Origin of the sequence: Streptococcus mitis SK597, assembly GCF_000148545.1 — a bacterium.
GTDB classification, from domain to species: domain Bacteria; phylum Bacillota; class Bacilli; order Lactobacillales; family Streptococcaceae; genus Streptococcus; species Streptococcus mitis_C.
The window spans coordinates 1-15,321 of record NZ_AEDV01000004.1 but is presented as its reverse complement, the minus strand read 5'-3'; the positions used below and the strand labels follow the sequence as shown (position 1 = coordinate 15,321).

General features: G+C 41.6%; 15 protein-coding genes and 1 riboswitch. Of the genes, 5 read left to right on the top strand and 10 right to left on the bottom strand.

Going from position 1 to position 15,321, the window contains the following annotated elements; all coding sequences use genetic code 11:
- Window positions 1-151: 151 nt before the first annotated feature.
- From SMSK597_RS03845 to uvrA, 10 genes are all read right to left on the bottom strand, one after another.
- Entirely contained in the window at window positions 152-580 is a 429-nt protein-coding gene (locus tag SMSK597_RS03845) for an SP_0198 family lipoprotein (protein ID WP_000209094.1), read from the bottom strand.
- Window positions 577-1,827, bottom strand: a complete 1,251-nt coding sequence (locus SMSK597_RS03840) for a bifunctional folylpolyglutamate synthase/dihydrofolate synthase (protein ID WP_000464357.1) — start codon at window positions 1,825-1,827, stop codon at window positions 577-579. The genes SMSK597_RS03845 and SMSK597_RS03840 overlap by 4 nt, the downstream gene beginning before the upstream one ends.
- A gap of 306 nt (window positions 1,828-2,133) precedes the next feature.
- Window positions 2,134-2,439: a DUF1292 domain-containing protein gene (locus SMSK597_RS03835; protein WP_000017619.1), complete on the bottom strand. Its 306-nt coding sequence runs from the start codon at window positions 2,437-2,439 to the stop codon at window positions 2,134-2,136.
- A gap of 15 nt (window positions 2,440-2,454) precedes the next feature.
- On the bottom strand, window positions 2,455-2,874 hold the full coding sequence (ruvX, locus tag SMSK597_RS03830) for a Holliday junction resolvase RuvX (RefSeq protein WP_004239076.1): 420 nt from the start codon (window positions 2,872-2,874) through the stop codon (window positions 2,455-2,457).
- 3 nt (window positions 2,875-2,877) lie between these two features.
- The gene (locus SMSK597_RS03825) at window positions 2,878-3,144 is read right to left on the bottom strand and encodes an IreB family regulatory phosphoprotein (protein WP_000507059.1); all 267 of its coding nucleotides are present in this window, start codon (window positions 3,142-3,144) and stop codon (window positions 2,878-2,880) included.
- Window positions 3,145-3,230: 86 nt separating this feature from the next.
- Window positions 3,231-3,800 (bottom strand): SP0191 family lipoprotein, encoded by a 570-nt coding sequence (locus tag SMSK597_RS03820; RefSeq protein ID WP_000725132.1) that lies wholly within the window; start codon window positions 3,798-3,800, stop codon window positions 3,231-3,233.
- A gap of 60 nt (window positions 3,801-3,860) precedes the next feature.
- On the bottom strand, window positions 3,861-4,259 hold the full coding sequence (spx, locus tag SMSK597_RS03815; RefSeq protein WP_000591165.1) for a transcriptional regulator Spx: 399 nt from the start codon (window positions 4,257-4,259) through the stop codon (window positions 3,861-3,863).
- 135 nt (window positions 4,260-4,394) lie between these two features.
- Window positions 4,395-7,055, bottom strand: coding sequence for a magnesium-translocating P-type ATPase (gene mgtA / locus SMSK597_RS03810; protein ID WP_000858864.1), 2,661 nt, complete (start codon window positions 7,053-7,055; stop codon window positions 4,395-4,397).
- Window positions 7,056-7,252: 197 nt separating this feature from the next.
- A riboswitch (M-box (ykoK) riboswitch) is annotated at window positions 7,253-7,404 on the bottom strand.
- Window positions 7,405-7,461: 57 nt separating this feature from the next.
- Window positions 7,462-8,523 carry a M24 family metallopeptidase gene (locus tag SMSK597_RS03805; RefSeq protein WP_001042865.1) on the bottom strand — a complete coding sequence of 354 codons (1,062 nt, stop codon included), beginning with the start codon at window positions 8,521-8,523 and terminating at the stop codon, window positions 7,462-7,464.
- Window positions 8,516-11,347, bottom strand: a complete 2,832-nt coding sequence (gene uvrA / locus SMSK597_RS03800) for an excinuclease ABC subunit UvrA (protein ID WP_001152854.1) — start codon at window positions 11,345-11,347, stop codon at window positions 8,516-8,518. Before uvrA ends, SMSK597_RS03805 begins: the two co-directional genes overlap by 8 nt.
- Before the next feature lie 131 nt (window positions 11,348-11,478).
- On the opposite strand from uvrA, the gene SMSK597_RS03795 reads away from it, so the two are divergent.
- From SMSK597_RS03795 to SMSK597_RS03775, 5 genes are all read left to right on the top strand, one after another.
- Window positions 11,479-12,423 (top strand): magnesium transporter CorA family protein, encoded by a 945-nt coding sequence (locus tag SMSK597_RS03795; protein ID WP_000815623.1) that lies wholly within the window; start codon window positions 11,479-11,481, stop codon window positions 12,421-12,423.
- Between the two features lie 11 nt (window positions 12,424-12,434).
- Window positions 12,435-13,112, top strand: a complete 678-nt coding sequence (locus tag SMSK597_RS03790; protein ID WP_000078019.1) for a DUF1129 domain-containing protein — start codon at window positions 12,435-12,437, stop codon at window positions 13,110-13,112.
- A 236-nt stretch (window positions 13,113-13,348) separates the two neighbouring features.
- The gene (locus tag SMSK597_RS03785) at window positions 13,349-13,612 is read left to right on the top strand and encodes a SemiSWEET family transporter (protein WP_000166114.1); all 264 of its coding nucleotides are present in this window, start codon (window positions 13,349-13,351) and stop codon (window positions 13,610-13,612) included.
- Window positions 13,613-13,879: 267 nt separating this feature from the next.
- Window positions 13,880-14,914, top strand: coding sequence for a S66 family peptidase (locus tag SMSK597_RS03780; protein ID WP_000626037.1), 1,035 nt, complete (start codon window positions 13,880-13,882; stop codon window positions 14,912-14,914).
- Between the two features lie 105 nt (window positions 14,915-15,019).
- Entirely contained in the window at window positions 15,020-15,283 is a 264-nt protein-coding gene (locus SMSK597_RS03775) for a SemiSWEET family transporter (protein ID WP_000166114.1), read from the top strand.
- Window positions 15,284-15,321 lie beyond the last annotated feature (38 nt).

The window sequence follows — 15,321 nt, the reverse complement described above, 5'->3', positions numbered from 1 at the left end:
TGTACGGCAAGGCGAAGCTGACGTGGTTTGAATTTGATTTTCGAAGAGTATTAATACTAGTATAACGCAGGTATTCAGTAGAAGGCAAGTATTTATGATTATTTTTCTGAGTAATCATAAAAGAGACCGAAAAATCCCGTCTCCTTCTAGTCTATTTTGATAAAACGATGCGATCAGACGCTTCTCTATCCATATCGTCAATAATCATCTGATTTCCATTGATTGCATAAATCTTGACATTATCCCCAATAATCATGCGTTGATTTGCTGCATCAAATGTGACCTGTTTGACTTTCTGATCCCCGTCAGATTCTACCTGTGTCCACATACCAGTCACTACCAAAGTGATACGGCCTCCTTCGTCCTGATCGGTATAAGTCCCATCAATATTAGTTGGTTGAGCCTCAGGCGCATTTTGTGAAGAACTTGTCGTTGCCTGGTTTGTATTTTCTGTGGAAGATGAAGCAGCAGGTTGTGATTGCTGAGTTTGTTGTGTTTGCGGTTGAGCTGCTGGTTGTTGAACCTGTTGGGGCCTTTGCGAACAAGCTACTAAGAGACTAAGACTTGCTAAAGTGGTCAATTTATCTGCTCACGTTCTAGTATGTGGCTCCGTACTTCTGAGATAAAATAGAGAGACCCTGTAATGAACAACAAATCCTGGTCTTCTGCTCTTTCTTCAAAATCGCTAATAAATTCTCGGTAAGAGGGAATTACATGGTAACCTGTTACATCTGTCTCGTCCAGAGAACCTTGATAGTCAAAACCAGTCACCTTGAGTTCCACCTGAGGCAAATTTTCAGTCAGATAAGCCAACATCCCTTGATAATCCTTACGTTTCAAGGCTCCAAATAGGATTTGAGGACGATATCCTTCCTGCTCTTTTTCTTTAATAAATTCAACTAAGCGAGTCAAGGCAGGGAGGTTATGAGCACCGTCCAAGTAAATCTGAGGACGAATACGCTCCAAACGCCCAGCCCAATGGGTCTGTTCCAATGCCTTTCTTACAGCATGCTCATCAACAACTTCCTTTCCTTCCCTCATAAAGAGGAGAAAGGTTTGTAGCGCCAAAGCTGCATTTTCCTGCTGATAAGCCCCTTCTAAGCCTATTTTCAACTGCGAAAGGTTAGCCATAGAGCTTGAAAAATCCCCATTCAGCATTGAAAAATCCTGACTTGCCCGATAAAGGTCAACAGCTAAAGAGTCGGCTTTTTTCTGACAGACAAGCCTAGTTGCTGAAGGCAACTTAGCAATCACTGCCTTTTTACCAGCCTTAAAAATACCAGCTTTCTGCTCTGCGATGGCTTCTAGACTATCGCCCAAGGTCTCCTGATGGTCAAGCCCAATGGAGGTGATGACAGCAATCTCTCCAGTTACCACATTGGTCGTGTCAAGTAAGCCGCCAATTCCCACTTCTAGTAAAACCAAATCCACCTCTTGCTCTCTAAAATAAAGAAAAGCAATCAAGGTCAGCAATTCAAAAAAGGACAACTGATCATGGGTTTGCAGAAGCGTTTTCTCCATCTCCTTGACCTGTTCCGCCAAACGGATAAAGTCTGCGTCTGCTATTGGTTTCCCATCAATGCAAATTCGGTCATTGATAGAGACGATATGAGGGGAGGTAAAGGTCGCAACTTTTTTGCCATGCCCCATAAATAACTCCCTCATAAAAGCAATGGTAGAGCCTTTTCCATTAGTCCCAGTGACGTGGATAATAGGGTAAGACTGCTCAGGATTTCCTAACAAATCCACCGCTTGTTGCATTCGGCTCAAGCCTGACCGAAAATTCAAACCAATCCGACTATGGAGCCATTCTTCTACTTCAAACATACACATCTCCTTAATTACAGGTTCAATCAACTGCCTCAATAAAATCTCATAACTAACAAAAACGAGGTCAGGATTTTCGTCCCGACCTCTTACCTGGTTAGCTAATCACTAGCAACTATGAATATTAACTTGGGATAAAAACGTCCCCCGGACTTACCAGTTCTCTCTTATTTAAAGGAACTGGGGTAAAAATGTTCACTGGATGTGCCTGCGTTTCTAATTTCTAGCGCAGGGCTAAACACGTCCACTGGACTTACTGACGGTTTTTATTTTTAGCGTCAGGCTAAAAACGTCCCCCGGACGTTTTTACTCCTCCAGAAAGCTGTTGAAGACTTCTTCAATCATGTTCCATTCGTCTTCTGAGTCTTCTGGGATTGGTTGCAATTCGCCTTCTGTTCCATCTTCGTTTTCGATGAATGAGTAAGCTTGTATTTCAACTTGTCCGTCTTCGTCTTCTTCTGCGTTAACCGGTACTAGAAGAACATAGTTTTTACCAAATTCTTCTTTTCCGTCAATCGTCAAAAGGATTTCAAACAAGGTTTCATTTCCTTGCTCATCTACTAGTGTGATTAGTTCACGTTCTTCGTGGTCGTGGTTATGATCGTGTGACATAGCCTCTCCTTTATATTAAAATTTTCTATCTAAATAATTTTGTAAAATCAGCTGAGCTGCTAACTTATCAATGACTTTCTTGCGCTTATTGCGACTGATATCTGCTTGTTCAATCAACATGCGCTCTGCGGCAACTGTTGTCAAGCGTTCATCCTGATAGTCTACTGGTAAACCAAAAAGCTCTTCTAGCTTTGCTCCGTATGCTTGACTAGCTTCCACGCGCGGTCCGCTTGTATTGTTCATGTTTTTAGGCAAACCCACTACAAATCGTTCCACCTTATAAGTATCAACCAACTCCTTAACGCGGTCAAAACCAAATTGGCCTTGTTCCTCATTGATTTGGATGATTTCAAGTCCTTGAGCTGTAAAACCGAGCGGATCACTAATCGCCACCCCTACCGTTTTTGAGCCGACATCCAATCCCATAATTCTCATAGGTTATAGATCGACTCCTTGTCCTTTTAGGTAGTAGCGAACCAATTCCTCAACGATTTCATCACGCTCATATTTACGGATTTGATTTCGTGCATTATTATAACGAGGAACGTAGGCAGGATCTCCACTCAATACGTAGCCTACGATTTGGTTAATTGGGTTGTAGCCCTTATCGTTCAACGAAGCATAGACATCAGTCAAAGTTTCGCTAATTTCTTTTTTATTGGAATCGTCCAATTTAAAACGTACTGTTTCTTCAGTAAATCCCATTCTAACACCCTCTTTCCTTAGAATAGTACCATTATAGCATAATTCCTTACCTTCTACAATTCAGGCAGTCTATTTATTTGGATTTTCTATTGTTCTGTCGCACCATTTGCCAATCTATCTGAAATATATTTGCTTGGTTCATTCTTCAAGAGATTTTCTAAGCCAATATTCTTCAGATATTCCAACTGAGAAGCCTTCTTGACATCCAGAACTTGAAAATCAAAACTAGTCGTTGTTTGAAGTTCCGTTGCGCTCAATAGTTTGGTTTCAAGCTTAAAGCCTGCCAATTTACGAGCTTCTATGATGGACTCATCCTTCTCCTCAGCCTCAAGGAGAGCTTTTTGAGTTTCTTCCACACCATGTTGGTCAATATAGGTCTTCAACTCATCTGAGACTGGACGCTTTTGTTGAATGGTTAGGTTCAAAAAAGTCTTATCCTTGTATGTAATGGTTTGGGTTTGCTGGCTACCATCATCTGACTTGGGCAAGACCAAAGTCTTGGTGACAACTGTATTCTTCTCGGCATTTTCAATAACTGGCAACGCCGACTGAAGCGTATCCTTTTCTGTTTTTGTAGCTGGTCCAGTTTCTTTTTTCTGTCCACAACCAACCAGGACAAAAAGGAAAGCTAGACTAACAAGAACTATTTTTTTCATTTCTTTCTTCTTTCTTTTTGAAATTAAAATAAGACTGGGAGTTGCTCCCAGTCTTGATGTTTATAGAGCTGCACGCAAACGTGCTTCTGCATTTTCTACATTACGGACAGAGCGTGGTAGGAAGGCACGAATATCGTCTTCCTTGTAGCCAACTTGCAGGCGTTTTTCATCTACAAGGATTGGGCTCTTTAAAATTCTCGGTGTTTCCATAATCAGATTGAGGACTTCGTTGACACTCAAATCTTCAATATCCACTCCAAGGGCTTTGGCATAACGATTTTTAGACGAAACGATGCTGGCTATTCCGTTATCTGTTTTTGTCAGAATATCCAGTAATTCTTCTCTCGTAATTCCTTCTTTACCAAGGTTTTGTTCTTTATAACTTAACTGGTGGGCATTGAGCCAGGTTTTTGCTTTTTTACAGCTAGTACAACTTGAGACTGTATAAATTTTAATCATGTACCTACCCCTTTCGCTACATGTTACTATCAGTTTAGTCTATTATACCATAAAAAACATCCGACTTGCGACCTATTTTTAAATTTTTTTGACTTTTTTCGTCATTTTCGTACTTTTTTCTTGACAAAATGAAATTTACAGCCATTCTTTATATTTCTTGATATAGATTTTTTTCACAATTGTCACGCTAATCATGTACAAAATGATGATGAAAATTAAAAAGATAAAATAAATCGGTTTCAAAGGAGTTAGATGAAGAAGGCTAGCTAGTAGACTGTAGGGAAGGAAGGTCACAAAGGCTGCAGCCAATAAGGTTGTCACAAGGACTAGCCAAGCTGGACGACTTTGTAAAAAGGGAATTTTGGCTGAACGCAACATATGGATAACCATAGTCTGCGACCACATGGACTCGATAAACCACCCCGTTTGGAACAAAACAATAAAGCCTACGGCAGACTCTGCCCCATGAACATAAGTTTGACCTGTTGTCATGGGTACAATGATAAAATAAAGCAAACTGAAGGTCAAAATATCAAAGGCAGAAGAGATAGGCCCCATCCAAATCATGAAACGTGTGATAGACTTAGCTTCCCAGGTATGCGGATTTCTTAAAAAATCTTTATCCACCTTGTCAAAAGGCAAGGCAATACAAGACAAATCATAGACTAGATTTAGGATAATCAAATGGACTGGTGCCATTGGTAAAAATGGCAAAAAGATTCCAGAGACCAATAGGGATAAGATATTTCCAAAATTAGAACTCACTGTCATTTTGATATATTTAGTCATATTGGCATAGACCTTACGCCCTTCAACAAGTCCTTTTTCAAGCACCATGAGATCCTTATCAAGTAGGATAACATCAGCCGTTTCTTTGGCAATATCTACTGCTGTATCAACAGAAATTCCTACATCTGCGACTTTCATAGAAGGAGCATCATTGATCCCATCTCCCATATAGCCAACAGCATGACCATTAGCCTTAAATTGCAAAATAATCCTTGCTTTTTGGTCAGGAGAAAGTTTGGCAAAGACTGTTACCTCCTCCACGGCTTGAGCCAATTCTTGATCACTCATCTGATCAATTTCAGATCCTAACAGCATCTGATTGATATCCAAACCAACCTTTTCACAGACTGCTTGGGTAACTTTTTCGTTATCTCCCGTCAAAATCTTTGTTTGAACCCCATGCTCTAACAGAGCCTTAATTGCTGGTGCTGCAGATGGTTTAGGAGGATCTAGGAAGGCTAAATAACCAGTTAGAATCATATCCCCTTCATCATCAACTGTATAGGCATGATCTTCCCTCAAACCTGACTTATAGGCCACTCCCAAGACACGCAAACCTTGTTGATTTAGTTGTCTGACTTCTGCTAAAATTTCTTCTCTAATAACATCTGTCAAAGGAGTAATCACTCCTTGGTATTCCGCATAACTGGAAATCGTCAACATTTCCTCTAGGGCACCCTTGGTTACCAAACTAACAACTTCGTGTTCATCCTTAACGATAACACTCATCCGTCTACGTTCAAAATCAAAGGGAAGCTCATCTATTTTTTGAAAAGTTTGAGCCAGATTTTGCAAGAGGGTGTGTTCTTTAGCTTCCTTTTCAGTCCGTTTGATGATGGCTCTGTCCATCAAATTTTTCAAGCCCGTTTGAAAATAAGAATTGAGATAAGCTCGTCTCAAGACGGTCAAATCCAAGCGTCCGTGGATGTCCAAGGGATATTCAAGGACAATTTCGTCTTGGGTTAGAGTTCCTGTCTTATCTGTACACAAAATATCAATCGCCCCTAAGTCCTGTATGGCATTGAGTTTCTTGATAACTACTTTTTCCTTGGCCATAATGATGGAGCCCTTTGCTAGACTGGCCGTGATAATCATAGGAAGCATCTCAGGTGTCAATCCAACACCAACACTCAAAGCAAATACGCCAGCTTCCAGCCAGTCACCATCTGTTAAACCATTGGACAAGAAAACGATGGGCACCATGACCAGCATCAAACGAATCAGGAGCCACGAAATACTATTCATCTCCCGTTCAAACGAAGTAGGTTCATCATAGGTGTTCAAAGTCTGCTCAATGGCCCCCATCATGGTATCATCACCAACTGCTAAAACCACGGCCTTGGCACTACCAGATAAGACATTTGTTCCCATAAAGGCGAGCGCTTCTGCTTCTAGCAGACTATCAGATTGTTGAACTGTTGCCTTGGTCAAGGCCAATTTTTCAACCGATTCACTTTCACCTGTCAAGCCTGACTGTTGTACAAAGAAATCGCGCGACTCAAATAAAAGAAGATCTGCTGGAATCATATCTCCAGCGCTTAATTTAACCACGTCACCCACTACCAAATCATCGATAGGTACTTCTTGGATTTCTCCTTGACGAATGACAGTCGCTGTGTTGACAATCATTTTTGATAGATTGGTCGCAGCCTTATCACTACGGAGTTCTTGGACAAAGCGTATGCCACCAGAAATGAGGACTAGGACAACGATGATAATAGAAGTCGTCGGATCCTCTTGACCTGGTTTTGCCAACCAGACATTGGTCACCAAGGAAATCACGGCGATGACCAGTAAGATGATTGTAAATGGATTGATAATCGATTCGTAAATCTTTTTCAAAATCGAATCTTCTTGGCCTTTGGTAATCACATTTTCGCCATAGAGGTCACGATTTTTTTCGACTTGTTCCTCTATCAAACCGTTTAAACTGGTATGATAAAAAGTTAGACTCTCGTCTAAAGGGACTTGAATAGCTGTTGCTAATCTTTCTTTTGTAGTTTTCATTGGTTTCTCCTATCTGTATGAATGATGTGTTTCATACACAGATACCAATCACTTTATAAGGGCAGAACGACACAAATCAGCGATTGGCTGTGTATGTGCGGTTCCGGATGATCGTCAATTTGCATCGTCTGTCTCCTTTCTTTGTTTTAAACAGCAGAAAATCCTACCATCAAAAAATGGCAGGATTAAAAAACTAATTATCTGTTTTTTCGTTCAAGCTTTAACTCCATAGGGCAATGAAATGAGCTTAGTCTTGGCCTTCGCGACCAGGACTGTTGACCAACGAGTAGTGTCTCCACTGCTTTGCGGTAGTCATCCGTATCCCTATGGTAGCCTCACCTACCGTTTTCGTCTTTCAGTATAAACCTTTAAAATTTAAAAGTCAATCATTTGAGTTGTTTAACTCTTAAATAACTATCAACTCTTTTGGAGCTAGGGTCAACAATTCACAACCTGTCTCTGTAATCAAGATATCATCCTCAATACGAACTCCATATTTGCCTTCGATATAGATACCTGGTTCATCGGTCAAGGCCATACCCGCCTTAATAGTTTCTGTAGAAGTCTGGCTAAAGTATGGTTCCTCATGGATATCCAGTCCAATACCGTGTCCGATACCGTGGGTAAAGTAGTCGCCATAGCCTGCCTCGATGATAATATCACGAGGGATTTTGTCAAAGTCACGGAAACCTAAGCCAGCCTTAGCCTGGTCAATCAAGGCTTGATTGGCTTTGAGAACCGTATTGTAAATCTCTGCCTGCTCGTCGCTGACATGCCCTAGATAGATAGTCCGTGTCATATCACTGACATAGTGGTCATAAAGGCAACCGAAGTCCATAGTAATGGCTTCTCCTAGCTCAACTGGTTTATGCATAGGATGGGCATGAGGCTTAGAAGAATTGATACCGCTAGCTAGAATCGTATCAAAAGACAAGCCAGATGCTCCCAACTCACGCATGCGGAAGTCAAGGAAGTTGGCAATCTCAATTTCAGTCTTTCCTGGCTTAATAAAGTCAAGCGCATCGCGGAAAGCTTGGTCTGAGATAGAACAAGCCTTGCGAATAGCTGCAATCTCCGCTTCATCCTTAATCATTCGAAGACCTTCTACAAACTGAGTTTGTGGAAGCAAGTCAATTCCTTCAAAGGTTGCCTGCATACGGCGATAATAAGACACCGAAATCTCATCCTCAAAACCGATGCGAGACAAGCCCATGTCCTTAACAATTCCTGCAATGACAACCAATTCATCACGATCAGCCACAATCTCAAACCCACTGGTTTCTTGCTTGGCTGCAATGATGTAGCGAGAATCCGTCACCAAGACCTGACGGTCACGGCTGATAAAGACTGTTCCGTTTGAGCCCCAAAAACCAGTCAAATAATAGACGTTTTTAAGGTTATTGATGATGATACCATCTAGTTCTTTTTCTTGCATTTTAGCTAGAAATGCTTGTACACGTTTATTCATGATGTAACTTTCCTTTCAAATACTGTCCTGTGTAGCTGGCTTCGTTGGCCGCTACTTCTTCTGGAGTTCCTGTTGCGATGATGGTTCCACCACCGACACCGCCCTCAGGTCCCAAGTCAATAATATGGTCTGCCGTCTTGATAACATCCAGATTGTGCTCAATGACAAGAACTGTATTGCCATCATCGACAAAGCGAGCTAAAACCTTGAGCAAGCGAGCGATATCCTCGGTATGAAGACCTGTCGTCGGCTCATCCAGAATGTAAAAAGATTTTCCTGTCGATCGTTTGTGAAGTTCACTAGCCAGCTTCATACGCTGTGCTTCTCCCCCAGAAAGGGTGGTAGCTGGTTGCCCTAGCGTCACATAGCCCAGTCCCACATCCTTGATGGTCTGAAGTTTGCGTTGAATCTTTGGAATGTGTTGGAAAAATTCTACCGCATCGTTGACGGTCATATCCAAGACCTGCGAGATATTTTTTTCCTTGTAGTGAACTTCTAGAGTTTCACTGTTGTAGCGGGTTCCGTGGCAAACTTCACAAGCCACATAAACATCTGGCAAGAAGTGCATCTCAATCTTGATAATCCCGTCACCTGAGCAGGCTTCACAACGACCACCCTTGACGTTGAAACTGAAACGACCCTTCTTGTAACCTCGAATCTTGGCTTCATTTGTTTGAGCAAAGAGGTCACGTATATCGTCAAAGACACCTGTATAGGTAGCAGGGTTGGACCTCGGCGTTCGTCCAATTGGACTCTGGTCAATGTCAATCAAACGGTCTACATGCTCAATCCCTGTGATGGTCTTGAATTTACCAGGCTTGTCTGAATTACGGTTGAGCTTCTGGGCAATAGCTTTTTTGAGAATGCTATTGATTAGGGTCGATTTCCCTGAACCTGATACCCCTGTCACCGCGATGAATTTTCCTAGTGGAAAGCGAGCTGTGACATTTTGCAGGTTGTTCTCACGCGCTCCTGTCACTGCGATAAAACGACCATTCCCCACACGACGCTCGTCTGGTACTGGAATGGTACGTTTGCCTGACAAGTACTGGCCTGTGATAGACTTACTGTTACGAGCTACCTGTTTAGGCGTACCTGCCGCAACAATTTCCCCACCAAAAACACCGGCACCGGGACCAACGTCAATCAGATAATCCGCTTCGCGCATGGTATCTTCATCATGTTCCACTACTATGAGAGTATTACCCAAATCACGCATCTTTTTGAGACTGGCAATCAGACGGTCATTATCCCTCTGATGAAGACCAATTGACGGCTCATCTAGGATATAGAGGACGCCTGATAGGTTAGAACCAATCTGGGTTGCCAAACGAATACGCTGACTTTCTCCGCCTGAAAGAGTTCCTGCCGAACGTGACAGGGTCAGATAGTTGAGACCCACGTTATTAAGGAAGGTCAAACGATCCTTGATTTCCTTGAGAATGGGACGAGCGATGATGGCTTCATTTTCAGAAAGAGTCAACTGACTGACTAATTCCAAGTGGTCTGCGATAGACAGGTCTGAAATTTCTCCGATATGTGGCCCTTGCTCACCACCCACACGGACAGACAAGGCCTGATCATTAAGACGGTAACCATGACAGGTTCCGCAGGTCAGCTCATTCATGTAAAGGCGCATCTGGGTGCGAGTATAATCGCTATTAGTTTCATGGTAACGACGTTTAATATTATTGACAACTCCTTCAAACGGAATGTCAATATCGCGTACACCACCAAATTCATTTTCATAATGGAAATGGAATTCCTTGCCATCTGAGCCGTAGAGAATCAAGTTCTTATCCTCTTCTGACAAGTCCTCAAAAGGCTTATCCATATCCACTCCAAAAGCTGTCATAGCCTGCTCCAGCATATTTGGATAGTAGTTGGATGAGATAGGATTCCACGGAGCTAGCGCCCCCTCACGTAAGGTTTTGCTGGCATCTGGCACCACCAAATCAGTATCCACCTCCAGCTTGATGCCCAAGCCATCACACTCACTACAAGAACCAAAAGGAGCATTGAAGGAGAAGAGACGTGGCTCTAACTCTGGAACAGTAAAGCCACAAACTGGACAGGCATAATGCTCAGAGAAGAGCAACTCAGAGTCGTCCATAGTATCGATAATGACATAACCTTCTGCGATACGAAGGGCAGCCTCAATGGAATCAAAGAGCCGACTACGAATACCCTCCTTAATAACAATACGGTCAACTACGACATCGATATTGTGTTGCTTGCTCTTGGACAAGTCTGGCACTTCAGTCACATCATAGACTTCCCCATCCACACGAACACGGACATACCCATCTTTCTGAATCTTCTCGATAACACTCTTATGTTGGCCTTTTTTCTTGCGGATAACTGGGGCTAAGATTTGCAGACGTTGGCGTTCAGGTAACTCCAAAACCTTATCAACGATTTGCTCCACAGAAGAAGCCTTGATAGCCCCATGCCCGTTGATACAGTAAGGCGTCCCCACACGCGCGTAGAGGAGACGCAGATAGTCATTGATTTCAGTCGTAGTTCCCACCGTCGAACGAGGGTTTTTGCTAGTCGTTTTCTGGTCGATAGAAATAGCTGGGCTGAGACCATCAATAGCATCTACATCAGGCTTCTCCATATTCCCCAAGAATTGACGAGCGTAGGCTGACAAACTCTCCACATAGCGACGTTGTCCCTCCGCATAGAGGGTATCAAAGGCCAAACTGGATTTCCCTGAACCTGACAAACCAGTCACTACAACCAGCTTGTCTCGTGGAATCTCCACATCAATATTTTTTAAATTATGGGCACGCGCCCCATGAATGACAATTTTATCTTGCATCTTTGTTCTTTCTAGTCCATTATTGCTTACCATTATACCAAAAAAAGTGAGATTCTATTACCCAAAAGGCCGATTTTGTAGTATAATAGTACGGTGTGAAAAAATCTGAAAAATGAGAAAGGATAAGGGATATGAAACAAGTTTTTCTCTCTACAACAACTGAATTTAAAGAGATCGATACGCTTGAACCGGGTACTTGGATCAATCTCGTCAATCCAACTCAAAATGAATCACTCGAAATCGCTAACGCCTTCGATATCGATATTGCCGACCTTCGAGCACCGCTCGATGCGGAAGAAATGTCTCGTATTACGATTGAAGACGAGTATACCCTGATTATCGTTGACGTTCCAGTCACAGAGGAAAGAAATAACCGCACCTACTACGTCACCATCCCGCTTGGTATTATCATCACAGAGGAAACCATTATCACTACTTGTTTGGAACCATTACCGGTCCTCGATGTCTTTATCAACCGTCGATTGCGTAATTTCTACACCTTCATGCGTTCGCGTTTCATCTTTCAGATTCTCTATCGCAATGCAGAGCTTTACCTAACAGCCCTTCGTTCGATTGATCGTAAGAGTGAACAAATCGAAAGTCAACTGCATCAATCAACTCGTAATGAAGAATTGATTGAGCTCATGGAATTGGAAAAAACCATCGTCTATTTCAAGGCCTCCCTCAAAACAAATGAGCGCGTGATTAAGAAATTGACCAGCTCAACCAGCAATATCAAGAAATACCTTGAGGACGAAGACCTGCTTGAAGATACCCTGATTGAAACCCAACAGGCCATCGAGATGGCAGACATTTATGGAAACGTCTTGCATTCTATGACAGAGACCTTTGCCTCTATCATTTCCAACAACCAGAACAACATCATGAAAACCTTGGCCCTTGTGACCATCGTTATGTCCATCCCAACCATGGTCTTCTCTGCCTACGGGATGAACTTTAAGGATAATGAAATCCCCCTAAACGGAGAGCCAAATGCCTTCTGGTTAATCGTCTTTATCGCCTTTGCTATGAGTGTCTCGCTCACTCTCTATCTCATCCATAAAAAATGGTTCTAAGAGGAGTTCCTATGTCTCAGATTGATTTACAAAAATTAACAAAGAAAAACCAAGAATTTGTCCACATCGCTACCCAACAATTCATCAAAGATGGGAAAACAGACGCTGAAATCAAGACTATTTTTGAGGAAGTTATTCCCCAAATCCTTGAGGAGCAAGCCAAAGGTACGACTGCTCGCTCCCTCTATGGCGCACCAACTCACTGGGCTCATAGCTTCACTGTCAAAGAGCAGTACGAAAAAGAGCATCCAAAAGAAAATGATGATCCAAAACTGATGATTATGGATTCAGCCCTTTTCATCACTAGCCTCTTTGCCCTCGTCAGCGCCCTCACAACCTTCTTCTCAGCAGATCAAGCTATCGGTTACGGTTTGATTACCCTCCTATTAGTTGGACTTGTTGGTGGATTTGCCTTCTACTTGATGTACTACTTTGTTTACCAATACTACGGGCCTGATATGGACCGCAGTCAACGTCCACCTTTCTGGAAATCTGTACTGGTTATCCTAGTTTCTATGTTCCTTTGGTTGCTTGTCTTCTTTGCAACAAGCTTCCTACCAGCTAGCCTTAACCCAGTACTTGCTCCATTGCCACTAGCTATTATCGGAGCAACCCTCCTAGCCCTTCGCTTCTATCTCAAGAAACGCTTGAATATCCGCAGCGCAAGTGCAGGACCAACACGCTATTAAGAAGAATAGAAACGTATCTTGGTTCAACATCACAAGAACCGAGATTTTTTTACCCTTTACCATTCATTTAATCTTTAAAAATCAAGTAAAAATCAACTCTATCTATTTTTAATATTTATCCTCTTTAGAATAAGAAAAACAGACATTTTATTCTATTTCATACATACAATAACCATAAGTAAACATATTCCTTGCTTATTTACAATCATTTTGATACTCTATAATTGGAGGGAAATATGACAAAACAAAAAATTAATCGAATCGTAGGTTCCATTGGTGCCTTTATTGGAATTATAGTATTTATTGCCTATATACCTCAAATTATCGCTAATTTACAGGGAAATAAAGCTCAACCATTTCAACCTTTATCAGCTGCTATATCTTGCTTAATCTGGGTTATTTATGGATGGACAAAAGAACCTAAGAAAGATTGGATACTAATCATTCCAAATTCAGCTGGTGTTATTTTAGGCGGAATCACTTTTTTGACTTCACTTTAACAAATCTAACAGTATATATAAAAAGCTGGGAAAAATTTCTCAGCTTTTTTCTATATTCTCAGATATTTTATACTCAATGAAAATCAAAGAGCAAACTAGGAAGCTAGCTGCAGATTGATCAAAGCACAGCTTTGAGGTTGCAGATAAAGCTGACGTGGTTTGAATAGATTTTCGAAGAGTATTAAAAGTATTCTTCTGACATCCCACATAGCTTTCTCTTATCTTTTGTGATAAAATAGGCTCAATCTATTTCTAGGAGGATGAGATATGATTTCTACTATCGGTATTGTTAGTTTATCTAGTGGCATTATCGGAGAGGACTTTGTCAAACATGAAGTGGACTTGGGTGTCCAACGTCTCAAGGACCTGGGACTCAATCCTATCTTTTTGCCCCATTCGCAAAAAGGATTAGACTTTATCAAGGACCATCCTGAAGCTCGTGCAGAGGATTTGATTCATGCCTTTTCTGATAATAGCATCGATATGATCCTATGTGCCATCGGTGGAGACGATACCTATCGCTTACTACATTATCTTTTTGAAAATGACCAACTCCAAAAGGTTATCAACCAAAAAATATTTCTTGGCTTCTCGGATACAAGCATGAACCATCTCATGTTGCATAAACTAGGAATCAAGACTTTTTACGGTCAATCCTTTTTAGCAGACATTTGTGAATTAGACAAGGAGATGTTGCCCTATAGCCTTCACTACTTTAAAGAATTGATTGAGACGGGAAAAATCTCAGAAATCCGCCCTAGTGACGTTTGGTATGATGAACGAACTGATTTTAGTTCCAAAGCTCTGGGGACACCTCGTGTCAGTCATGCAAATACCGGCTTTGAGTTGTTGCAAGGAAATGCCCAATTCGAGGGGGAAATCCTCGGTGGTTGCCTCGAATCCCTCTACGATATCTTTGACAACTCTCGATACGCAGACAGCACGGAGCTCTGCCAAAAATACAAACTTTTCCCTGACTTGTCAGACTGGGAAGGAAAGATCCTCTTGCTAGAGACAAGCGAAGAAAAGCCTGAACCAGAAGACTTCAAAAAGATGTTGCGGACTTTAAAAAACACTGGGATATTCGAGGTCATCAGTGGACTCCTGGTCGGAAAACCTATGGATGAAACTTTCTATGGCGACTATAAAGAGGCACTATTGGATATTATTGACAGCAATATCCCGATTCTCTATAATCTAAATGTTGGCCACGCAACTCCAAGAGCAATTGTCCCCTTTGGCGTCCATGCCCATGTAGATGCACAGGAGCAAGTCATTCGCTTTGACTATAACAAAAAATAAATAGTTTCTCTATTTTTGTGCTTTTGTATTCGTTTTCGTTACAATTTGTATCTGAATTTATTGCATTTCGCTAATTTCTATGTTATCCTTTTGAAGGAGGTGTATATGACAAAACAAAAAATTAATCGAATCGTAGGTTCTATTGGTGCCTTTATTGGAATTATAGTATTTATTGCCTACATACCTCAAATTATCGCTAATTTACAGGGAAATAAAGCTCAACCATTTCAACCTTTATCAGCTGCTATATCTTGCTTAATCTGGGTTATTTATGGATGGACAAAGGAACCTAAGAAGGATTGGATACTAATCATTCCAAATTCAGCTGGTGTTATTTTAGGTGGAATCACTTTTTTGACTTCACTCTAACAAATCTAATAGTATATATAAAAAGCTGGGAAAAGTTT